The organism is Pukyongia salina (assembly GCF_002966125.1).
GTDB lineage: Bacteria > Bacteroidota > Bacteroidia > Flavobacteriales > Flavobacteriaceae > Pukyongia > Pukyongia salina.
Genome location: NZ_CP027062.1, coordinates 384,995 through 408,322, shown reverse-complemented (window position 1 = coordinate 408,322; position 23,328 = coordinate 384,995). Strand labels below are relative to the sequence as shown.

The window sequence follows — 23,328 nt, the reverse complement described above, 5'->3', positions numbered from 1 at the left end:
CCTGTTAGGGTTAGGTTAAACCGGACGAATAGATCGTACAAATTCGGGAATACCTTTAAGTCCACTTTCGTTTAACATTTTAATAAAAGCACTTCCAATAATAGCTCCCTTGGTAAACTGGGTAGCTGTATTATAGGTTTCCCGATCTTTTATTCCGAATCCAACTACCAGGGGATTTTCGAGGTTCATGGCCGATACCCTTTTAAAATAATCGCTATGCTCGGTTCCAAAACCACTCGTTTTTCCGGTTGTACTTGCGCTGCTTACCATGTATATAAAAGCATGACTCGCTTTATCGATCTCCCTGATCCTTTCTTCTGAAGTCTGAGGCGTTATAAGAAAGATATTCGTAAGGCCGTGACGTTCGAACACAGACCGGTAATGAAGGTTATATTCGGCTAAGGGTAGATCGGGCAGAATAAACCCGTCTATACCAATTGCTTCACATCGCTTACAGAAAGCTTCAACCCCATATTGGAGTACGGGATTAAAATACCCCATTAGTACAAGCGGTATGGAAACCGATTTGCGCACCTCTTTAAGCTGGTCGAATAATTTTGCAGTTGTCATACCATTTTTCAAGGCACTAGTGGAGCTGGCTTGTATAACGGGCCCATCGGCAAGGGGATCGCTAAAGGGAAGACCGATCTCCACCATGTCCACACCGTTCTCTTCCAGGGATCGCAGGATAGGTATGGTATCGTTAATGTTGGGATAGCCTGCTGTGAAATAAATGGATAATATTTTACCGTTTTCGCTAAGTTTTTGTTGTATTCTGTTTTTCATATTTTACTAATGCGTTAAGGATTGGAGCGACATCCCCTGTAGTACCAATGACGTAAAGCAAAACTCACTTCGCGTCTACTACAGGGATATAGCGGAAAGCCTGACCCCCAATGCAATTGGGGGTAACGCCCAAATTAATAAGCTGTTATAAACACAGGTGGTCATAGATCGAAATAATTGATATAGGTATTCAGGTCTTTATCACCACGTCCGCTTAGATTTACCACGATCAAATCGGTAGGAGTGAATTTTCTTTGACTGAAAATAGCAAGGGCATGGCTGGTCTCAATCGCGGGAATGATCCCTTCTAACTTGCTAAGTTCCAGGCCTGCTTCCATGGCCTGTTTGTCTGTTATCGACATAAATTCACCTCGCCCGCTGGCATACAGATGTGCATGCATGGGCCCAACGCCGGGATAATCAAGACCAGCTGAAATAGAGTAAGGCTCGGTTATCTGCCCATCTGGAGTTTGCATGAGTAAGGTTTTACTGCCGTGAATGATGCCTGTTTTTCCAAGCACCGAAGTAGCAGCACTTTCGCCAGTATCAATTCCCTTTCCCGCAGCTTCAACAGCTATGATATTAACCTCTGGTTGGTCCAAATAATGATAATAGGCACCCGCGGCATTGCTTCCACCACCCACGCAGGCAACAATATAATCGGGCTCTTCCCGGCCTTCCACTTGCTTTAATTGCCACTTGATCTCCCTGGAGATCACACTCTGAAACCTGGCCACCATATCGGGATAGGGGTGAGGGCCCACCACACTACCTATTATATAGTGAGTATTCGTAGGATTATTGATCCAGTCCCTGATGGCCTCGTTGGTAGCATCTTTCAGGGTTTTGCTACCCGATGTTGCGGGAATGACTGTGGCGCCAAGCATTTTCATACGTGCCACATTGGGTGCTTGTCTTTCTATATCGATCTCGCCCATATAGACCACACATTCGATGCCCATGAGCGCACAAACGGTGGCGGTTGCCACTCCATGCTGCCCGGCACCTGTTTCGGCTATAATACGGTTTTTACCCAATCTTTTAGCCAGGAGGATCTGCCCAATGGTGTTATTAACTTTATGTGCTCCGGTATGACAAAGATCCTCACGTTTCAGGTAGATGCGGGTCTTGTACTTTGCTGAAAGACGGTTCGCAAAATACAAGGGAGTTGGCCTACCCACATAATCCCTAAGCAGATCATCGAATTCTTTTCTGAAGGATTCTTCGGAAGTGATCTTAAGATAATTCTGTCTTAATTCCTCCACATTGGGGTAGAGCATTTCGGGGATATAGGCACCGCCGAAATCTCCGTAATAGCCTTGTTCGTTAACGTGATAGCTCATGGGTAAATCTTTTAATCTTTTCTATATCCTTTAATCCCGGTTTGATCTCGAACCTGCTATTTATATCGAGGGCCACAAGAGGGATGGGAGTTTTCTGGATGGCTTTTATTTGGGGTATTTTTTCAGCGCTTATCCCACCGCTTAGCACAAGAGGTGTTTCTGTAGGATAGTCGCTTAGGATATCCCAATTGAAAGGATAGCCATTTCCGCCTTTAGCTTCCCCGGCAGTATCGAACAAGAACCGATCTACAAAACCTTCATAGAGTGCTAATTGGGAAAAATTGAATCCCTCGTGAATGCCAAATACTTTCCATATAGAAATCGGACCATTTTCCGATTGGAAATTTGCTGTTCGTAACCGGGCGCAAAATTGAGGGGTTTCCTCCCCGTGTAATTGGATCACATCCAATTGGTATTTCTTTATTTTTTCTGAAATATCCTCAAGGGGCGCATTCACAAAAACCCCCACCTTGCGAATTCCGTGAGGCAACTGCGGGATCTCACCATCGAAATTCCTCTTACTTTTATCATAAAATATAAATCCCAGATAATCCGGCTGCAGGCTGGCCACTTCTGAAACGTTGTGTTTCATTCCGCATATTTTTAATTCGGGGATCATGATCTTAGATTTTTTATGAATTCGCTTGCCGATCTTCCGGGGTTGGACTCGCGCATAAAATGTTCCCCCATCAAAAATCCGTTGTATCCATATTCTCTGAGTTCTAATATTGTTTCAGGATGGCTTAGGCCACTTTCGGAGACCTTCACCAGATGGGAAGGAATACGGGAGGCCAGCTCCTTACTAATATCCGTTGATACTTCAAATGTTTTTAGATCGCGGTTATTCACCCCCAGTAAGTCGATATTTTCTAATGGAGACCGTAGTAATTCTTCCTCATTATGAACCTCCAGTAAAACTTCCAGTTGTAAACTTTTAGCAACCGTGGCCAATTGTGAAAGTTGTTCCTTCGTTAAGATAGCAGCAATTAACAATATAGCATCGGCGCCTGCGGCCCGGGCCTCGAACAGTTGGTAGGGGTCTATAATAAATTCTTTTCGCAGTAGCGGTATGGTAACTGTACTCCTTGCGAGGAGCAAGTCCTCGATCGATCCGCCGAAAAATCTGGTATCTGTGAGCACCGATATGGCAGACACCCTGGCCTCCTGGTAACCAGAGACCACATCGGGAAGATCTGCTTTTTCATTAATAACCGATTTGCTGGGGGATCTTCGTTTGTGCTCGGCAATGATCCCGGTATCCGAATTCTTTAACGCCGTAGCTAGGGAGATCACCGGCCTATCGAAAAGCATCGAACTTTCAAACAGCTTCATGGCGTATGCCTCTTTCTTAGCAGCGATCTCTTTTTTCTTATATGCAACTATGTGATCGAGTATGGTCATTGTTCCCGGCTTATTTTCTGTAATTTATTTAATACCTCTAGGGCCTTTGCGTTTAGGAGAGAATCACGTGCTCTCTCGAAACCTTCCGTTAACGAACAACTATCGGCAACAGAGATCGCCATGGCGGCATTGGCGCAAACAACATCGTTTTGTGCTTTGCTGCCCCGGCCATTTAGGATCTCCATAAATATCGCCGCCGAATCCTCTACACTATCCCCGCCATAGATCTGAGAAGCTTCAATGGGTTCGACGCCAAAGTGAGAAGGTTGGAGGACCTGTTCAGTTTTACCTGAAATCACCTTGGTAGGGCCGGTAAGGGAAATCTCATCGTAGCCATCCATTGCATGCAGTATGGCATAGTTCTTTTCACTTTGCTGGTACAGATATCCGTACAATCGAGCCAGTTCCAGGCTAAATACCCCTACGAGCTGATTTTTGGGGAAGGCGGGATTTACCATTGGCCCCAGCATATTAAAAAAGGTTTTTACGCCCAATTCCCGACGAATAGGTGCTACATTTTTCATAGCAGGGTGGAAGAGGGGTGCATGAAGTACGCATATCCCTGTTTCATCAAGGCAACGCTTCAGAAAACCAGACTCATTACTAAAGGTTACGCCCAATTGCTCCAGTACGTTACTGCTTCCGCTAATTGAGGAAACACCATAATTTCCGTGTTTGGTGACCAATACTCCGGCCCCTGCGGTGACAAAGGATGCAAGAGTAGATATATTAAAGGTGTTTTTACCGTCTCCGCCTGTGCCACAAAGATCAATTGTATGGTAATCGCCAAGTTCCGGTGCAATACATAATTCTAGGAGTGCATCCCTGAAACCTTCCAGTTCTTCCAATCCAATACTTCGCATCATATATACGGTAAGAAAAGCAGAGATCTGGCTTGTATTATAGGCACCTTCCGAAATGGATACAAGAATATTTCTCGCCTCTTCCCTATCTAATTGTTCATGGTTGATTAACCTGTTGAGTACACTTTTCATTTTTAGCTTTCTATCCAGTTCTGAATAATTTTCTTCCCCATGGGAGTTAGCACACTTTCCGGATGAAATTGTACCGCCCTTAGGTCGAATTCGCGATGTCGTAACGACATTATTTGTCCGTTCTCATCCTGGGAGGTGATCTCCAAAACCTTTGGAAAGTTAGATTTTTCAACTACCCAGGAGTGGTAGCGTCCCACTTCAATTTCGTTATCTAACCCTCGAAACAAAGGCTCATCGTCTACCAGGATTTTGGCTTTGGTCGCTACACCGTGAAAAACTTGTTTTAGGTTGGTGATACTTCCGCCAAATACCTCACCAATTGCCTGTTGACCCAGGCAAACGCCAAGAATGGGTTTACTGCCTGCGTATTTCTTTATCACCTCTTTCAGCAATCCGGCTTCGTCCGGAATCCCGGGACCGGGTGAGAGTAATATCTTATCGTATAAAGCAACTTCTTCGATATTAAACTGGTCGTTCCGTTTTACAGTTACCTCTACATCGAATTCCTCCAGGTAATGCACGAGGTTGTACACAAAACTATCGTAGTTATCTATTACTAATACTTTCATCTTAAACTTGTTCGGCTAGTTCGAGGGCTTTTGTAAGTGCACCTAACTTATTATATACTTCCTGGAGTTCGGTTTCTTCATCGCTGTCTGAAACAATACCAGCCCCAGCCTGGTAGTGTAACTTATGGTTCTTGCTTAAAAAAGACCTAATGATGATGGCGTGATTAAAGTTTCCTTTAAAATCCATAAATCCAATGGCCCCTCCGTAAAATTCGCGGTCTGTATTTTCGTATTTCTCGAGTAATTCCATGGCTTTGTGTTTTGGTGCTCCACTTAATGTTCCAGCCGGAAAAGTGTCTGCTACAAGCCTCATGGTGTCTGTGTTAGGGTGTTTTCGGGCCGTGACCTTACTCACAAGGTGTATCACATGAGAAAAGAACTGTACCTCCCTATAGGTTTCAACAGTTACATCACTCCCATGCCGGCTAAGGTCGTTACGTGCCAGGTCTACCAGCATTACGTGTTCACTATTCTCTTTTTCATCTTCTGAAAGTTCCCTTGCCAGTTGCGCATCTTGCTCGTCGTTCCCGGTACGTTTAAAAGTCCCAGCTATAGGATGAATTTCGGCAATGCCATTTTGCACAACTAGTTGGGCTTCCGGAGAACTTCCGAAGATCTTAAAATTACCATAGTCGAAATAAAAAAGATAAGGAGAAGGATTTACACTTCTTAGTGCCCTGTACACGTTAAAATCGTCGCCGGTAAATTCCTGCGAAAAACGTTTGGAAGGCACGATCTGGAAAACATCTCCACGAGCACAATGTGCTTTGCAACGGGTTACCAGTTCTTTGAATTCTTCATCCTGCAAATTTGTGGATGGAAGTCCGGACCTCTTAAAAGGATATTCGGCGAACTGTTTTGAGCGCAGGAATTGGGTGATTTCCGGGATATTATTTTCCTGGTCATAACAATGAGAAAAAATATGTGCCTCGTTATTGAAATGATTGATGGCGATCACGTTTTGATAAACCGCATAATGGATGTCTGGTATTTGTAATTGTGAGTTTCTTTTGGCTATGTCGATATCTTCAAAATATCGAACGGCATCGTACGCTATGTATCCAAAAAGTCCGTTATTGGCGAATTTAAATCGATTTTCCAACTCGATTTCGAAGACGGCTGCAAAGTCCTGTAGTAGCTGTGGTATATCCGATTCAGGAGTTATTTCTGTTTGCAGTTGTTTCCCGTCCGGGAACCGTTGAGTTACTTTTTCATTCTCAACCGTGATCGACGCAAGAGGGTTACAGCATATAAAACTGAACGTATTATCGTTTGCGCGATAGTCGCTACTTTCCAGCAACAGGCTGTGTGGATATTTATCACGAAGACGCAGGTATACCGAAACCGGAGTTAAGGTATCGGCCAGCAACCTTTGTGAGTATGTTTTTAGTTTATATTTCATTTTTTCTGAAATAAAAAAGGCTTGTCGTGATTGACAAGCCTTGCTATATGTTATAACCATAGTGCTTTTCTCACGACATCGGACGTAAGTTTTTCCACCACCAGTTATTTGTATTCGATTTTTTCATCTGAAATTCAAAGATAGAAATTGAATTGGATTGGACAAATAAATTCAGCATACAATTTAGTGAAATAAACATTTGGCATAATTTTTAGTCATATAACTGTATGGAGTTACGAAATATATATCATTTATATCGGCGTGCTGCGTTTGGGATAAGCCCTTCAGAAGCAAAAAAACTCGTTTCCCTATCTTCCGAAGAGGTTGTGGACAGGCTGTTCAGAGATTCGGAAGAAATCACTCCCCTTACGATCGATCTATCCGATTTCGATGAATTCTTTGAAGACGGGATGCAGGGAAGATTACGACAATTAGAAAAGATCATTCGCGAGAATGCACCCAAACATATAGATTATAATTCCGCCTGGTTCAAGAAACTCTGTAGTTCTTCTGAAGCCTTGAATGAACGGATGACCCTTTTCTGGGCAAATCATTTTGTGTGTCGCGACCAGGTGATCTACTATGCGATACAGTATTATAACATACTTAGGAAAAACGCGCTGGGGAATTTTAAGGATTTCACCAAGGAAGTTGCAAAAGCCCCTTCCATGATGAAATATCTCAATACGAACAGCAATTTTAAAAATCAGCCAAACGAGAATTTCGCTCGGGAGCTAATGGAGCTGTTCACCTTGGGAACGGGAAATTACAGTGAAGAGGACATTAAAGAAGCAGCTAGGGCATTTACCGGTTACAGTTCCCGAATGGACGGTTCGTTCTTTCTCAATATGAGACAACACGATTTTGGCGAGAAGCAATTTATGGGATGGAATGCCTATCTGGACGGGGATGATATTATTAATATTATCTGTGAGAAAAAGGAATGTGCTCAATTTGTTTGTAGTAAACTCTACAGTTATTTTGTAAATACAACTGTGAATGGCAGCCATGTGAATGAGATGGCCGATGTGTTCTACAAAGCTTACGATATTAAGGAGGTGATGCGCTACGTGTTTACGGCAGATTGGTTCTATGCCGAAGAAAATGTGGGTACTAAGATAAAATCCCCGGTCGACCTGCTTTCCTCTATATACAAGGTGGTGCCTTTCAGTTTCCAGCAGCCCAGGCAGCAACTGTTCGTGCAACGATTAATGGGCCAGGCGCTATTGGAACCTCCCAATGTTGCGGGTTGGCCGGGTGGTCGTCATTGGATCAATACCAATACTCTCATGGTACGAATGAAATTGCCCTCTATTTTCCTGGGGAACGGCTTGATTCCTTCAAACAGTTTAGGATATGCTTTTATGGAAGGACGGTCTTTTGGAGATCGATTTAATATCTCAAAGGATTGGAAGGCGTTCGATAAGGAATACGGGAATCTTCGGGAAGAAGAGTTACCCATGGCGATTTGTGCGCCTGAACTGGAGAAGGGAACATTGGACCTGATCCTTAAGGGATCCCGTTTTTCGAAGCAGGAGAAAAGTTTACAGCTGATGTCGGTACCAGAATTTCAATTAACCTGATTGTTATGAAAAGAAGAGATTTTATAAAGAATTCGGCTTTGGCCAGTAGTTTTTTCCTGGTTCCCGCCTTTGTGAAGGCTATGGATTTACAATTGCAGTTACCACAGGGATTTAAACGATTGGTGATCATTCAATTGGCAGGTGGTAACGACGGACTAAATACAATAGTACCTTATAGAAATGATATCTACTATCGTGAAAGGCCCACTATCGCGATAGATCGAAAGGATGTGTTACCGATGAATGATGAGCTTGGTTTTCATAAAAATCTTGCTCCTTTAAAGAAGCTTTTCGATGCCGGAGAGCTGAGTGTTATCAACAACGTGGGATATCCAAACCCAAATCGTTCACATTTTCGATCCACCGATATCTGGCACACCGCAAGTGATTCGGATAAGTTCCTTAACCACGGATGGGTTGGCCGATATCTGGATAACTATGGAAGCGAACCCTATAATGCGATCGAGATAGGAAATTCTCTATCACTTATTATGCAAGGGGAATCAAAGAATGGGGTCGTGGCTCGTGACGCCTCCATGTTACATAAAATTACCTCCGATCCGTATTTCGAGCAGGTATTGCAGTATAATACAGACCAGCACTTGAGCGAACATAATATGGGGTATCTGTATCAAACTATGATCGACGCCAAGCAATCGGCGAGTTATATCTATGAGAAGAGTAAGGTTACGAGGTCCAATTTCGATTATGGAAAGTCGCCTTTTGGCAAGCAGATGAAAACCCTGGCCGAATTTATTAACAGTCGGTTGGATACCAAAGTGTATTATGCTTCTTTAGCGGGATTCGATACACACGCCAATCAGGCCAGAAAACAGGATGCGCTTTTGAAGGACTATGCTGAAGGGGTAAGTACCCTGGTGGCCGATTTGAAGGCTAACAACACATTTAATGATACCTTGATCCTTACATTTTCGGAGTTTGGTAGAAGGGTTGCACAAAATGCAGCTAATGGTACGGATCATGGAGCGGCAAACAATGTATTTGTTATTGGGAAGCAGCTAAAGAGACCGGGCCTGTTCAATGCAGCCCCCGATCTTACCAAACTCGACAAGAATGGCGATCTTGTGCATGAGATCGATTTTAGGAGCATCTATGCAAATATCATGGAAAAGTGGCTGGAGGTGCGAAGTGAGGATCTGCTTGGTCAAGCCATTGGACCAGTAAACATAGTATAAAAAAAGCCTGCGGTTAAGCAGGCTTCTCTTTTCATAGCAATTTTCAATTAGAACGCGAGTTTCACGTCTAGTTTGAAGTCGTCTGAGATAGTTTTATCACCAAGGTTATCGAAAAAACTACCACTACCGTAACGAACATCAAATTTGGTGCGGTCTATAACCAGTTTCGTGGTCATGGTACCATCCTCATGTTCGCTTAAGACAAAGGAAATTGGTTCGGTAATACCTTTAATGGTAATATTTGCAGATACGTCGTATCCGTAATCTGTTTTTTTAGCAGAATTGATTACCAGGGATGCTGTTGGGTAATTCTTTACACCGAAAAAATCGTCACTCTTCAAGTGACCTTCAAGTTTCCCTTTAGATCCTCCTTCAAGGTCTGTTACGGTAATGGTATTCATATCTACGATAAATTTACCACCTGTGATCCCGTTGGCATCCATTTCCAGATGGCCTTCCTGAAGTGATATAGTACCGGTATGGGTTCCTAATACTTTTTCACCCTTCCAGTCGATAGAACTTTTTTCGGGATTGATACTCTTCTTTACGGGTGTTGTAAAAGCCATTGAGCCAATGGCAATAGCAATGATTAATACTGATTTTTCTAGGTTTTTCATTTTTCTTAATCTGTTTTTTAAATTGAATTTATGTTAAGTGGTTCTAAGTGTATCCAGAAGATTGTTTAGGGTTACTAATTGTTCTTCTGAAAGATTTTTGAGGATCTTTTCGTTGTTTTCCTCAGTAAGAGGATCCAGTTCCTTTAATATTTCGAGGCCTTTGGTCGTGATGATTATTTCCACCTTGCGCCGATTTTCTTCACAGATCGATCTTTTTACCCAACCTTTCTTGATGAGTTTATCTACAAGACGTGTGGTGTTACTACTTTTATCGATCATTCGTTCCTGTATGGTGCAGAGGTTTGCCGGTTTTCCTTTCTGTCCCCTCAATATCCGCAAAACATTGTATTGCTGAATTGTTAGATCGTAAGGTTTTAGAATGGCCATTACGGCATCCTCGATATACCTTGAGGTATACATCATATTGATAACCGATTTGGTTGTGATCGCCATCTTGTGTATTGACTTTATAGTACGCTCGATGTCCATAAATGTATTTACAATAATTGTATATACAAATGTAATATAAATTTACAAACCTGTACAAGCGTTAACAAAAATTTATCATTGCTTAAAATAGCCCCAAAGAGTTTAACGTAATGTTTTGTTAAATAGCTTTCTCATCTTGGTGACAATAAATATTTTTAATCCATGAAATTGATAATCTTCACATGTCTTTGTACAGTCCTGCTTTCTTGCGGAAATAGTACAACAGAAAATCCCCCGGAGGAGGCCGTAGCTGAAGTCGTTGAAACCATTAACGAGAAATCCGAAATCCTTTCGGAAAGGAGACATGGTATCCAAGTCTATAATTTTGCGGGCCTTGATGAAGCTTTGCTTCAGCATAAAAACGACACAACCTACGTGATAAATTTTTGGGCAACCTGGTGTAAGCCGTGCGTGAAAGAAATGCCGTATTTTGAGAAACTGGGGAAGACCTATGCAGAGGAAAAAGTAAAAGTGGTCTTCGTTAGTCTCGACTTTCCCGATAGGCTCGAACCCCTTGTCGTACCTTTTATAAAGAAAAATAATCTGGAATCGGAAGTGGTATTACTGGACGATGACGATGCCAATTACTGGATCCCCAAAGTAAGTGACAAATGGCAGGGAGCCATTCCTGCAACCCTTATATACAACGGAGAGAATAGAGCGTTCTTCGAACGTTCTTTTACCTTCGAAGAATTAGAAAAAGAAGTTCAATCTATTTTAAATAAATCATGAAGAAAAAAAACATCCTTTTTGTGTTAAGTCTGGTATTAATGACTTCACTTGCTATTGCCGGATTTTCCTCGGGAGAATCCACCAATAATGCTGGCCTCACTATAGGTGATACAGCTGCCGAGATCAATTTGCTAAATGTTGACGGTAACATGGTGTCTTACGACGATTATCCGGATGCCGAAGGTTTTATCGTTATATTCACCTGTAATACCTGTCCTTATGCTGTGGCCAGTGAAGACCGGATCATCGCCCTCGATGCCGAATTCAAGGACCAGGGTTATCCAGTAATTGCGATCAACCCGAATAACCCTGCGGTTCAACCAGACGACACTTTCGAACTTATGCAAGCAAAGGCTGAAGAGAAAGGATTTACCTTTCCTTACCTGTATGACAAAACCAATACGGTGTACGCCCAGTACGGAGCTACCAAGACGCCACATGTGTATCTATTAGAGAATACAGATGATGGTAGAGTAGTTCGTTACATAGGAGCCATAGACGACAATGTTCGTTCCGCGTCTGCAGTGAAAGAGCGGTTTCTTGCCAATGCAGTTTACGAATTACTAGACGGGGAGGAAGTGACTCTAAAAGAAACCAAAGCCATTGGTTGTTCTGTGAAGCAATAAGGCTTATAAAAAATATGCTAAAACCGGTTAACTGTAACAGGATAACCGGTTTTTATTTGTTCAAAAATCCTATTTTTGTCAAAAATCAATTTATTTATGCAAGACCTCACTCAGGAGCAATGGCAAAAGCAGCTGGCCGATGACGACAGCGCTGTGATCATCGATGTACGTACACCACATGAGATCGCAGAGGGATATATCCCTAATGCGCTTCATATGAACATCCAGGATGCCGGAAGTTTTATGCAAAAAGCGCAGGAACTGGATAAATCGAAAAATTATTTCGTCTATTGTCGCGTAGGTGGTAGAAGCAAACAAGCCTGCATGATCCTTGATTCTATAGGGTTCGAGAATACCTTCAACCTAATGGGTGGTTTCGAGAATTGGCAAGGTGCAAAAACACAGTAATATGAAAATCAATTTGAATTTAGCGCTTATTATTTTTATTTCCTTCGGAATGTTGAGCTGCAAAGAGCCTGCAACGGGTTCGCAGCCGGAACAAATTGCCGAACTTGGTGAAAAACAAGATGTTGTTCGGGTGGTAGATTCCGAAGAATTTTCCAGTAGGATCAATGCAGTAGGTGATGTTCAGTTGATCGATGTTCGTACCCCTGAAGAAGTAGCGGAAGGCACCATTGCCGGGGCTATTAATTTCGATTTTCGAGCCGATGATTTTACGGAAAAACTTAAGGTTCTGGACAAGAATAAAGCAGTGTACGTTTTTTGCCGTTCGGGTGGGAGAAGCGCCAATGCGTCTGCTATCATGAAAGAATTAGGCTTCTCGGAAATCTACGATCTGGAAGGTGGCATCACTGCCTGGAAGGCAGATGGAAAAGAAACAGTAAAGTAAGAAAACCCTTTATAAATTTTTAACAGATTGATAAATAAGCTGTTAAATTCCTATTAAACAATAATTTCTTAACATCCCTCATAGCATTAACTACGTAAATTTAGGTGTAACTTAATTTTCAATGCTATGAAAAATGAAGATCAATTAGTTAGGGACGAAATGCGAAAGCTTATAAGAAAGAGCTGCAATGCACCTTCTACTTCTGCCAACAACTCTTATTATCTGTTTCAGAAAACGCTCTTGAAATTTTACTTCAATGCTGCAGATGTACAGTTGGATTACGACAAGGGAACGATTTCACTATGGACATCGGAAACACCGGCAACCCTGGGTCATAATCTCTACAGATTAAAAGACGCAGTTCCATACACCATTTCTTATACAAATCTGGAGGAAACATTAAAAGGGTGTCTGGAAAGCGACTCTACTGCTATTCGTTTCTACAAATCCCTGTTGTTTCAATACAATAAGGTTTCGGAACCCGTAGGACCTGATGCGATAAGTGCTTAATAGTGTTGCTATGGTAAAGTTATTTTTTCATTCGGTAAAAATATTGCTGATATCCGTTGCGATTGGCGCCCTGGGTAGCCATTTTTTACTATCTCCGCTCTCCAAGCCAGTAAGGATCGCCGCTATTTCAATTCTTTTAATTGGAATAATGGTTGAATTTTTAGGTTTTGAACCCAAAGATCAGGAGACAAGCGGATGATTATCCTGATTGATCTTCTATCTAATTCTTAACATTAAATCCCTAAACTTCTACTAAATAGAAGATTAGTGTATACACTTAATTTCATGTTGCTACAGTAAAATATAGGTTGTTTTCGGCCTTATAATTGCGAAATTTCGTAAATTCCCACATAAGATTCACTAATTTATTAGACCTAAACGTGGTTTTCGGATGCCAATTTTTATCCGAGATTATTGCGTTGAAGACTGTAAAGATGTGAATTATCCTCTCAAATCTCCTGTATTTCCTGCATTATTGCGTGGTTATTTATTGGCTATTAGCTAATGACATAATCCGATCGAACGATCAGAATAACCAGCAATATGAAAAAATTAATCCTCCTTGTAATTTTAGCATTATTTGCTACCGAACTAACGGCCCAAATGAGTTATGTTGGGCGGCAATACGACAATGGTAATATCCACTACACAGGTTCTTTTTCCGGTGATAAAGAAACCGGTTTATGGAAATATTATCACGAAAATGGTCGGTTGAGCGATATTGGAAGATATTCAAATGGTGAGAAATCCGGCGTATGGAAATACTATTATCCCAATGGGCGGCTACGAGCTACCGGTATGTATATAGAAGGGCAAAAAACAGGCGAATGGAAATACTACCTGGATAATGGTAAATTAGACCGAATTGGTTTTGGATCGGAAGGAGAGGATGTAGAAGAACGCCGTTTAAATATGTCCGACAGGATCGTAACTGCCGATATCATTGCCAATTCGGGGGTAGATATCACACAGGCTAAACTGGACGATCCTAACGATTACGCGCAAACGTCACCCGGAAACGCAATTGAACCCTCATTTGCAAACAACGAAACTTCCACTGAAGAAACCTCTAACGATAACAGCCTGCCAGACGACCCGGAATCTTTAAAGAGGAGGCTAAGCGAAAAGGAGAAGGAACTAATGACAGAGGAAGCCTATGCAGAATATCTTAAGAAAGAACTGGATGAGCGTTCCTTCCGTGTGAAGAAGCTAGAGGCTATTATCGATCTAAATAATGACGCCGCAAATAAAGTAGCTGCACAAAAAGAACTTGCCTTAAAAGAAGCTGCTCAAAAAGAAGCGGCTCTCAAAGAAGCAGCCTTGAAGGAAGCAGCTTTAAAAGAGGCTGCCATGAAGGAGGCTGCTCTCAAAGAGGCTGCTCTGAAAGAAGCAGCATTAAAAGAATTAGCTCTCAAAGAAGCTGCCTTAAAAGAAGCAGCATTAAAAGAAGCGGCATTGAAGGAAGCCGCTATGAAAGAAGCAGCACTGAAGGAAGCTGCTATGAAAGAATTGGCTCTTAAGGAAGCTGCCTTAAAGGAAGCAGAATTAAAGGAAATAGCTCAAAAGGAAGCCGCACTTAAAGAAGCCGCAATGAAGGAAGCGGCTAAAAAAGAGTTAGCACTTAAGGAGGCTGCAAAACAAGAAGCCCTCAAAATTGAAGCTGCTCGTAAGGAGGCCGCACGGATCGCGGAAGCAGAAAAACAAGCTGCGCTCAAAGAAGCAGCGATCAAGGAAGCTGCAAAGATAGAAGCGGCCAAGCTCGAAGCTGCAAAGATAGCCGAGGCCGAAAAACAGAAGGCATTGGAGGAAGCAGCTCGTAAAGAAGCTGCGAGGATCGAAGAAGCTAAACGCGAAGCAGCCAGGATTGCCGAAGCCGAAAAACAAGCGGCACTAAAAGAGGCAGCTATGAAAGAGGCTGCTAAAATTGAAGCGGCTAAACTTGAAGCAGCCAGAATAGCAGAAGCAGAAAAACAAAAAGCTTTAGAAGAAGCAGCCCGAAAAGAAGCTGCGAGGATCGAAGAAGCTAAACGTGAAGCAGCCAGAATAGCGGAAGCTGAAAAACAAGCGGCACTTAAAGAGGCAGCTATGAAAGAAGCTGCTAAAATAGAAGCAGCCAAAGCGGAAGCAGCGAAGATCGCCGAGGCTGAAAAACAAAAAGCACTGGAAGAAGCAGCGCAGAAGGAAGCTGCAAAGATCGAAGCTGCCAAACGCGAAGCCGCCAGAATAGCAGAGTTAGAAAAACAAAAAGCACTGGAAGAGGCTGCCCTAAAAGAGGCCGCAAAGATCGAAGAAGCTAAACGTGAAGCGGCCAGGATCGCCGAGGCAGAGAAACAAGCGGCGTTAAAGGAAGCAGCATTGGAAGAGGCTGCTAAAAAAGAAGCAGCTCGAATTGCTGCCGCGAAAAAAGAGGCTGCGCTTCAGGAAGAAGTGAAAAGGGAGATCGCATTAAAGGAAAAAGAACTGGAAGAAGAAGCTAAGAAAGAAGCCGCCCGACTCGCAGAAGCAGAAAAGCAAGAGGCACTTAAAGCAGCTGCCAAGCTTGAAATGGAAAAAGTTGCCGCCAAGAATACTTCTGTTGTAGTTGAAACCACAAATACAGAGGATCCTACTCAAACAGTTTATCACACTGTGAGCAGAGGTGAATATCTTGGAAAAATCGCCGCACAGTACGATGTATCGATCAAGGATATCAAACAGTGGAACGATCTTAAAAGCGACAGACTGAATGTGGGGCAAAAGCTTATTATCAATTCTCTCGAACCTCAAACTAAAGATGTAATATCATCTAAGGTAGAACCCTATACCCCTGAAGTATCCAGAGGATATTATCGGGATGGCAAGTTACGGGATATGGGTGTCTATGCAGAGAATGGAATGAAGATCGGGATTTGGGAATACTATCATACCAATGGTACTATAATGGAAATAGGTAATTATAGTGAAGGGTTAAAAACCGGAATATGGAAGAATTATTACGAGGATGGCACCCTGGAATCTACAGGGGAATTTGTAAATGGTGAGCAAAACGGTCCATGGAAATTCTATTATGAGAATGGTAAAATTAAGTCGGACGGCCATTATGCCAACGGTAAGATAAATGGGGAGTGGAAATTTTATCATGAGAACGGGAACCTGAAAACTACGGGAATGTACAAAGACTTCAAGAAGACCGGAGAATGGCCCGTGTATGATGATGAAGGGAATCTAATCAATACAAAGTACTACTAATCAATAATAATTTCAGTTAATTCAACTGCTAGTTAATGCCTTAGTTCACCGATAAATGTGCGCTAAGGCATTTTTTTTATATCCTTTTCGTGGATACATTTATTAACAATTACCTGCGCCAATATAGAATATTGATCTCCCCCTTTGTAACTTTGGTTAATTAGTGATAGTGATGCAATATTTTGTAGATAAGGATTCGATCGTGCGTAAAATTTGGGGTAAAAGTGATACCATACTTTTTATTTTTGCAGGGGCTGCCGCCGAATTTGCATTAAACAAAGCAGTGGACTGGCTATATTTTACAGGAAAATTACCTTCCGACCCGATCGGCCGACTATTCTCTACGTTTCGATATGCACGTATGATCGTTTTTGCACCAATAAAAGAAGCCACAGAAGCAATTGAAATGATGGCCCGTATCCACAAAGATGTAGAGCAAAAACGTGGCGCCACAATCCCGGATTGGGCGTATCGCGATGTCCTCTTTATGTTGATTCATTATTCAATAGCGGCATATGAACTATTAGAAAGTAAATTATCCGGCGAGGAAAAACAGGAGGTTTACAACGTTTTCTACCGTGTTGGTATAGGGATGGGATTGAAAGAACTACCCGAGAATTATCGCCAATGGCTGCCTGTTCGGGACGCCCATTTAAATGCGGATCTTGTAAAAAGTCACCATACTACCCACCTCTTTATGCAGTACAGAAAACAGTTGGGAGCTACGCGTTTTAAGTTATTAAAAGAAGCTCAGAAATTAGTTGTTCCGGCACATGTGCGAAACCTATTAGGCCTAAATCAACCTTCATTGCTAAGTCCCGCAGTACCCATTTATAAATTTAGCCGTTGGATGAAATTGGATCACATGGTAAAAAACATTCTTCTTCCTTCACAATACCGGCAACAGATCAATAAACTGGATATCGTTTAGTGCCTTTTGTAGATAAAGAAAGCTGTATTTACTCATTATCCTTTATTGGTGAGATCATAATATGTGCCCTGTGCGTACCCGGATTCATGATCCAGGGATGGTTAGGAGCGATCGGTTTTTCGGGTAAGCCTGTAGACGCTGAAGTTGCAAAGGGTAAGTAGACCACATAACGATATTGTGCGCCTTCAACTTCCGAGGTTTCGGGATCGTACATATCGCTAGCACCAAAATAAATGTGTAAGGTCTCTCCACCTTTTCCCATAGACAATTTTCCGGATTTAACTTCCTCTTCCCGGATATCGAATATTTCGCCTGCGTTCTTACCCTGCTTTCTCAATTCACGGCCTCTGGCCATAAATGGTTCGAGGTCTTTATGATAACAGGCAGCACTGAATCCTTTTTTATTGGGGTCGTCTGCCAGGCAGATGAACTCGTTATTTCCCTCCTTTAAGGTGACAAACTCACCGGCCATGTTGTACCCTATCACGGTACATCCTTCTCGGCTTTCCTTGGGAGCAGCCATGAGTGCAGTAGCGATCAAAGCCTCGTCTGTATCGATAGCTTTGTATAAGGTCTCTACCTGTTCTGGTTGTTCGGCGATGGGTTCGGGTTCGGGCTTTTCATTCTCTACCGCAGAATTACAGCCAATCAGGAGAAATGTAAATGCAATTGTTAGAACTAAATGCTTCATAATATTTATCATTTGATTTTTTATAATTAGATCAAAGTAACTAGGTGGGTGGGTAACGAAGTTACTGTTTTTTAGGCTCTTTCAGAAGAAAAAAATGGCACTCACCTATATGAAAATGCTCCCTCTCCTTCAGAATTCTTGTGGATTGGATGATGCGTAACAATTAACATAATAATTATTTTACTTCTCGCAAAAATGGATCTAAGGTGGCATTCGTTGTGCGAACCATAATACATGTTCATATTTATACAAGGCGACTGTGATAAAAGATAGCCAAAATATCTTATATTTAATACTGAATAAAATCTTCTTCCATGGCAACATACGAATTAAAAATCAATGGTAATACCCATTCAGTAGACGTTGATCCATCTACTCCAATCCTCTGGGTATTAAGGGATCATCTTCAGTTAGTGGGAACAAAATTTGGCTGCGGAATTTCGCAATGTGGCGCATGTACAATCCATGTGGAAGGAAACGCAACACGATCTTGCCAAATTCCTGTCTCCGCCATCGGAAATAAAAAAATAACTACTATCGAAGGTCTTTCCAAGAACGGGGACCATCCGGTACAACAAGCTTGGCTAGAGCACGATGTGCCTCAATGCGGCTATTGTCAGGCTGGACAGATCATGACTGCTGCGGCACTTCTTGACTCTAACCCCAACCCTACAGATGAGGATATTGAAGCCACCATGAGTGGTAACATCTGCCGATGTGGAACTTATACACGAATTAAAGCAGCCATAAAGACTGCTGCAAAATCTGGTTCCCTGTCTTAGGCTAACCAATAAAAAAATAAATTATGACTTTAGTTAGAACAACATTTGGACGACGCGCATTTATAAAGCGTGTTGGCCTGGCGAGCGGGGGACTGATGATAGGTTTCAGTTGGCTTGCAGCTTGTAAAGATGCTACTCCAGAAGAGGTGGTGATGATGCCCGATGAGTGGTTTGAGATGAACGGATTTCTCAAGATAGGGGATAATGGTATGGTAACCATTATGTCTCCCAACCCGGAGATCGGTCAGAATGTTAAAACATCCATGCCTATGATAGTGGCAGAAGAGTTGGATGCAGACTGGGACAAGGTTTTCGTGGAGCAAGCACCTCTCAACACCGAGTTGTATACACGTCAACTAGCAGGTGGTAGCCAGTCTATACGTCAGGGATGGGAAGGCTTGCGGATGGCGGGAGCTACAGCAAGACATATGCTAAAAGAGGCCGCTGCGAATCTATGGCAGGTCCCGGCAGCTGAGATCACAACAGCAGCTGGTGTATTAACACATCAGGCCAGTGGAAACTCTGCTCATTATGGCGAGATGGCATCTGCGGCTGCCACGCTTGAAGTTCCGGAGGAAGTGGAAATGAAGGATATCAAGGATTTTTCCATCATAGGTACGTCACGTAAGAATGTCGATGGTAAGAAGATCGTAACCGGGAAACCCCTCTTCGGACTAGACACCTACAAAGAGGGTATGTTGGTTGCTATGTTAGTTCATCCGCCGGCGTTCGGGATGCGTTTCAAATCAATGGATGCAGATTCAGTAAAAAATATGCCCGGAATAAAAGATGTGTTCACAATCGATACATATACCGACGGCACCCGTAAAAGTTTCGCCGATATAGCCACCTTCAATAAAAAAGTGGCGATCGTAGGAGAGACCACATGGCAGGTAATGCAGGCTAAAAAGGCTCTAGCGGTAACCTGGGAAGATTCACCGGATGACTCTTTTGAGATCGATATGTTTGGCAGGATAATGAAGACGGAATATCCTTCTGGGAAAGAAAGTTCTCAGTCGCATGCCCTGAAAATGGCCGAAATAGGCAGTAAAAAAGGTAATGTAGTTCGTAAAGACGGAAATGTGGACAAGGCATTTAAGAAAGCTGCCAAGGTATTAGAACGAAGCTACTCGTGCCCGTTTCTTGCACACAATACCATGGAGCCCATGAATTTCTATGCCAATGTTACTGCAGATCATGCGGAGCTAATTGGTCCAATTCAGACGCCCGAGTTTATGGAACAGAGCGTTGCAGCACGACTGGGACTCACCCTCGAACAGGTGGATATCCAGATGACGCGAATGGGAGGTGGCTTTGGAAGAAGACTCTATGGGCATTTCCTTACCGAGGCGGCCGTGATCTCCCAAACAATGCAAAAACCGATAAAACTGGTTTATACCCGGGAAGACGATATGACTTTTGGAAACTATCGACCTTCCTATTATGTGACTTACAAAGCGGGCCTCGATGAAAATAACCAGCTTATAGCCTTCCAGGTTCGTGCGGGCGGAATTCCTGAGAGTCCGTTGTTTGCCAATCGTTTCCCTGCCGGCGCCGTGGAGAACTACCAGGCAGAAGATTTCACGATCAAATCTAACGTAAGTGTGGGCGCATGGCGAGCACCACGGTCCAATTTTATAGCTGGGGCCGAGCAGTCTTTTCTTGATGAATTGGCAGAGTTGGCAGAGAAGGATCCTATCGATTTCAGGTTGGAGCTTTTCGATAAGGCTATTAAAAATCCCGTTGGTGAAAACAACGACTATGAGGCCGAGCGCTACGCCGGCGTTCTTAAACTTGTTAGGGAAAAATCCGGATGGGGTAAGACCCGGGAAGGTGTTCACAGAGGAGTGGCAGCTTATTATTGCCATAATTCGTACGTAGCCCAGGTACTAGATATTGTTAATAAGAATGGCGTACCAAAAATAGAAAACGTTTGTAGTGCCGTGGACTGTGGGATTGTTGTCAATCCCGATGCAGCAGCCAATATGGTAGAAGGTGGCGTTGTAGATGGAATTGGCCATGCGATGTATAGTTCTGTAACATTTAAAGATGGGGAACCACAACAGCGAAATTTTGATAACTACAGACTTATACGCCATGGTGAAGCACCACGCAAACAAGAAGTACATTTTGTAAAGAATGATATAGACCCAACCGGACTGGGAGAACCTCCCTTACCTCCTGTAATGGGTGCCCTTGCCAACGCTTTGTATAAAGCGAATGGCAAAAGGTACTATCATCAACCATTTATGTCTAATAAGCCTTTGCTGGGGTAACCAACGGAATAGCCAGGAACTGAGAATCTGATTTCCGGCCTTCGACGGCCGAAAATAGCCTACTGAGTGGAGCCGGAGAGGACCGAGCGGTGTAAAAATGTCCTGTGGACATTTTCAGCGAGGTGCCAGCCTGCCGCGATGGCCTTCGACGACCGTAGGCGGAACGAAATAAGCCACCCGAAGGTGGCTTAATGAGTGGAGCCGGAGAGGACCGAGCGGAGCACAAATGTCCTGTGGACATTTTCAGCGAGGTGCCAGCCTGCCGCGTTGGCCTTCGACGACCGCAGGCGGAACGAAATAAGCCACCTTCGGGTGGCTTATTGAGTGGAGCCGGAGGGAGTCGAACCCTCGTCCAAACGCGCAACCATACCGCTTTCTACATGTTTAGTTTTCGTTAGGATTTTCGTTTGATTGCCGGTCGAAAACAACCAACTCACAACTTAGCTTCAATTAGTTTTCGAGATCACATCGAAGCACTGCGGTCTCTAGGTTTACTTTTACGAAGCCACTAAATCGAACGCCGTAAACCAAGGCCTTCGAGTGACTTCCTGCTTGCCCGCCTTGCGGGCCGAGGCATTATCCTACTATAATTCGGATTATGCAGCTAGGGCGTAGTTATTCTCGCCGTTTAAAAAGTGTGAAAAATGAGATTAACGAGCTGTTTTCCAGCGCTCGACATGCTTACAGTACAATTAGACCCGCTGTCAAAACCAGTCGGCCCCTGTATTTTCAAAGAGCTCTCACTTCATGTATTTTGCCGTAGCAATCAATTTCAGGAAGTGGGCGTTCCACAAAGTGAACCATAAGGTTCTACTTTATGGCGGGCTATTCGTTTCAATCCCTGAAGTAGTCGTGAAGCAAGCTTCGCTCAACTTCATCGGCACTTCAGGGGATTTCCACTGCTATCCCTAACGCTTCGAAGCAACAAACAAATCTATGTGATTGCTTCAGAAGGCGAGCGCAAAGATACGAGAAAATCCATATCTTTGCAGCCTTCATAACAAAGCAAAAACTATACCTAAATGTCTGTAACCTTCGCCATTATAAAGGAAACAAAATCACCGCCGGACAGACGTGTTGTCTTCTCACCCGAAAAGTGCGCCGAACTCATGGATCAATATCGCGAAGCGAAGATTGTTGTGCAATCATCACAAGTGAGAATTTTCCCGGATGAAGAATATAAGAAATGGGGCTTTGCTGTTCAGGAGGATATCAACGAAGCAGACGTGATGCTAGGTGTGAAAGAAGTGGAAATCGATTCGCTCATTCCCAACAAAAAGTACTTTTTCTTCAGCCATACCATAAAAAAGCAACCCTATAATCGAGAATTGTTAAAAGCAATTTTGGCTAAAAAGATCGAACTGTACGACCATGAGACCATTATAGATGAAAATGGCGGTCGTCTAATAGGTTTTGGATATTATGCCGGGTTGGTGGGTGCTTATAATGGTTTCAGAGCACTTGGACTAAGAGATAAACTTTTTAATTTACCGAAGGTGGAAACCCTTGCAGATCTCGATGCATTAAAGCGTGAACTCGATAAGATCACCCTACCTTCCGAACTTCGAATAATCCTTTCCGGAACCGGGAAAGTGTCACGTGGTGCTAAGGAGATCCTGGATCATCTAAACATCAGGGAAGTAAGCGATACGGTGTATCTCACTTCCAACTTTTCAGAACCTGTTTACTGTATGATCGATGTTATGGAATACAATCGCCGGATCGATGGTAAAGCAGGCGACAAGTACGAATTTTACAACGACCCTTCGGGTTATGAAAGTAATTTCATGCCTTATGCCAGAGTGAGCGATATGTTCATTGCTGGTCACTTTTACGGAAATGGCGCACCTTACCTGTTTACAAGGGAAGATGCCAGACATCCAGATTTCAGAATAAACCTGGTCGCCGATATTTCCTGTGATGTAGATGGTCCCGTTGCCTCCACATTGCGGGCTTCTACTATAGCCGAACCCTTCTATGGCTACGACCCGGTTACCGAACAGGAAACAGCATTCAACGCGGAAGGGGCAATTACTGTGATGGCAGTGGATAATTTACCTTGCGAATTGCCCAAGGATGCCAGTGAAGGATTTGGGAATATGTTCCTGGAAGCCGTCATCCCGGCCTTTTTTAACGGGGACTCAGACGGCATCTTGGAAAGAGCCAAAATAACAACTGGAGAAGGAACACTTACCGAACGATTTTCTTATTTACAAGATTATGTGGATGAGAAAGTTCATGGTTAATTCGAACCCGTTCAACTTTAGATAATATTTTGTAGGAAAGATTATTGGTTGTCAATAGTTAGTGCATTTTATCGA

Annotated in this window: 22 protein-coding genes and 1 other RNA gene; 12 read left to right on the top strand and 11 right to left on the bottom strand. The window is 43.0% G+C overall.

All coding sequences use genetic code 11. The features are described from left to right. Positions 1-15 precede the first annotated feature (15 nt). The 7 genes from trpA to C5O00_RS01810 form a co-directional block, all read right to left on the bottom strand. Complete coding sequence (gene trpA / locus C5O00_RS01840; protein WP_105214412.1) at positions 16-786, bottom strand: tryptophan synthase subunit alpha; 771 nt, start codon at positions 784-786, stop codon at positions 16-18. Positions 787-947: 161 nt separating this feature from the next. Then, positions 948-2,129: a tryptophan synthase subunit beta gene (trpB, locus tag C5O00_RS01835; protein WP_105214410.1), complete on the bottom strand. Its 1,182-nt coding sequence runs from the start codon at positions 2,127-2,129 to the stop codon at positions 948-950. After that, positions 2,113-2,721 carry a phosphoribosylanthranilate isomerase gene (locus C5O00_RS01830; protein ID WP_105217542.1) on the bottom strand — a complete coding sequence of 203 codons (609 nt, stop codon included), beginning with the start codon at positions 2,719-2,721 and terminating at the stop codon, positions 2,113-2,115. Before C5O00_RS01830 ends, trpB begins: the two co-directional genes overlap by 17 nt. Positions 2,722-2,744: 23 nt before the next feature. Continuing rightward, a complete protein-coding gene (trpC, locus tag C5O00_RS01825) occupies positions 2,745-3,530 on the bottom strand; it encodes an indole-3-glycerol phosphate synthase TrpC (protein WP_105214408.1) in 786 nt (261 codons plus the stop codon). After that, positions 3,527-4,525: an anthranilate phosphoribosyltransferase gene (gene trpD, locus C5O00_RS01820; protein ID WP_105214406.1), complete on the bottom strand. Its 999-nt coding sequence runs from the start codon at positions 4,523-4,525 to the stop codon at positions 3,527-3,529. The genes trpC and trpD overlap by 4 nt, the downstream gene beginning before the upstream one ends. A 2-nt stretch (positions 4,526-4,527) precedes the next feature. Further along, positions 4,528-5,094 carry an anthranilate synthase component II gene (locus C5O00_RS01815; RefSeq protein ID WP_105214404.1) on the bottom strand — a complete coding sequence of 189 codons (567 nt, stop codon included), beginning with the start codon at positions 5,092-5,094 and terminating at the stop codon, positions 4,528-4,530. 1 nt (position 5,095) lies between these two features. Beyond that, positions 5,096-6,496, bottom strand: a complete 1,401-nt coding sequence (locus C5O00_RS01810) for an anthranilate synthase component I family protein (RefSeq protein ID WP_105214402.1) — start codon at positions 6,494-6,496, stop codon at positions 5,096-5,098. Positions 6,497-6,723: 227 nt separating this feature from the next. Between C5O00_RS01810 and C5O00_RS01805 the strand changes: the two genes are divergently transcribed. Both C5O00_RS01805 and C5O00_RS01800 read left to right on the top strand, forming a co-directional pair. Next, on the top strand, positions 6,724-8,079 hold the full coding sequence (locus tag C5O00_RS01805; RefSeq protein WP_105214400.1) for a DUF1800 domain-containing protein: 1,356 nt from the start codon (positions 6,724-6,726) through the stop codon (positions 8,077-8,079). 5 nt (positions 8,080-8,084) lie between these two features. Further along, a complete protein-coding gene (locus C5O00_RS01800) occupies positions 8,085-9,275 on the top strand; it encodes a DUF1501 domain-containing protein (RefSeq protein WP_105214398.1) in 1,191 nt (396 codons plus the stop codon). Between the two features lie 47 nt (positions 9,276-9,322). Here C5O00_RS01800 and C5O00_RS01795 read toward each other — a convergent pair whose 3' ends face one another. Further along, complete coding sequence (locus C5O00_RS01795; RefSeq protein ID WP_105214396.1) at positions 9,323-9,892, bottom strand: YceI family protein; 570 nt, start codon at positions 9,890-9,892, stop codon at positions 9,323-9,325. Positions 9,893-9,925: 33 nt separating this feature from the next. Continuing rightward, the gene (locus C5O00_RS01790; RefSeq protein WP_317046430.1) at positions 9,926-10,345 is read right to left on the bottom strand and encodes a MarR family winged helix-turn-helix transcriptional regulator; all 420 of its coding nucleotides are present in this window, start codon (positions 10,343-10,345) and stop codon (positions 9,926-9,928) included. 198 nt (positions 10,346-10,543) lie between these two features. Between C5O00_RS01790 and C5O00_RS01785 the strand changes: the two genes are divergently transcribed. From C5O00_RS01785 to C5O00_RS01745, 7 genes are all read left to right on the top strand, one after another. Then, entirely contained in the window at positions 10,544-11,113 is a 570-nt protein-coding gene (locus C5O00_RS01785; protein WP_105214392.1) for a TlpA family protein disulfide reductase, read from the top strand. Further along, positions 11,110-11,739, top strand: a complete 630-nt coding sequence (locus tag C5O00_RS01780) for a thioredoxin family protein (RefSeq protein WP_105214390.1) — start codon at positions 11,110-11,112, stop codon at positions 11,737-11,739. The genes C5O00_RS01785 and C5O00_RS01780 overlap by 4 nt, the downstream gene beginning before the upstream one ends. A 96-nt stretch (positions 11,740-11,835) precedes the next feature. Continuing rightward, a complete protein-coding gene (locus C5O00_RS01775) occupies positions 11,836-12,147 on the top strand; it encodes a rhodanese-like domain-containing protein (RefSeq protein ID WP_105214388.1) in 312 nt (103 codons plus the stop codon). A gap of 1 nt (position 12,148) precedes the next feature. Beyond that, positions 12,149-12,589, top strand: coding sequence for a rhodanese-like domain-containing protein (locus tag C5O00_RS01770; RefSeq protein ID WP_158676754.1), 441 nt, complete (start codon positions 12,149-12,151; stop codon positions 12,587-12,589). Between the two features lie 126 nt (positions 12,590-12,715). Next, positions 12,716-13,099, top strand: a complete 384-nt coding sequence (locus tag C5O00_RS01765) for a hypothetical protein (protein WP_105214386.1) — start codon at positions 12,716-12,718, stop codon at positions 13,097-13,099. Positions 13,100-13,642: 543 nt separating this feature from the next. After that, positions 13,643-16,327: a LysM peptidoglycan-binding domain-containing protein gene (locus C5O00_RS01750; RefSeq protein WP_158676753.1), complete on the top strand. Its 2,685-nt coding sequence runs from the start codon at positions 13,643-13,645 to the stop codon at positions 16,325-16,327. 172 nt (positions 16,328-16,499) lie between these two features. Further along, on the top strand, positions 16,500-17,258 hold the full coding sequence (locus tag C5O00_RS01745; RefSeq protein ID WP_105214378.1) for an oxygenase MpaB family protein: 759 nt from the start codon (positions 16,500-16,502) through the stop codon (positions 17,256-17,258). 28 nt (positions 17,259-17,286) lie between these two features. Here the strand turns inward: C5O00_RS01745 and C5O00_RS01740 are convergent, their stop codons facing one another. Beyond that, positions 17,287-17,949 (bottom strand): hypothetical protein, encoded by a 663-nt coding sequence (locus C5O00_RS01740; RefSeq protein WP_105217540.1) that lies wholly within the window; start codon positions 17,947-17,949, stop codon positions 17,287-17,289. A gap of 314 nt (positions 17,950-18,263) precedes the next feature. Between C5O00_RS01740 and C5O00_RS01735 the strand changes: the two genes are divergently transcribed. Further along, positions 18,264-18,731 carry a (2Fe-2S)-binding protein gene (locus C5O00_RS01735; protein WP_105214376.1) on the top strand — a complete coding sequence of 156 codons (468 nt, stop codon included), beginning with the start codon at positions 18,264-18,266 and terminating at the stop codon, positions 18,729-18,731. A gap of 23 nt (positions 18,732-18,754) precedes the next feature. Next, a complete protein-coding gene (locus tag C5O00_RS01730; protein ID WP_105214374.1) occupies positions 18,755-21,007 on the top strand; it encodes a xanthine dehydrogenase family protein molybdopterin-binding subunit in 2,253 nt (750 codons plus the stop codon). Positions 21,008-21,329: 322 nt separating this feature from the next. Here the strand turns inward: C5O00_RS01730 and ssrA are convergent. Then, positions 21,330-21,729, bottom strand: a transfer-messenger RNA (tmRNA) gene (gene ssrA / locus C5O00_RS01725). Positions 21,730-22,029: 300 nt separating this feature from the next. Between ssrA and C5O00_RS01720 the strand changes: the two genes are divergently transcribed. Continuing rightward, entirely contained in the window at positions 22,030-23,253 is a 1,224-nt protein-coding gene (locus C5O00_RS01720) for an NAD(P)-dependent oxidoreductase (protein WP_105214372.1), read from the top strand. The last annotated feature ends 75 nt before the right edge of the window (positions 23,254-23,328 follow it).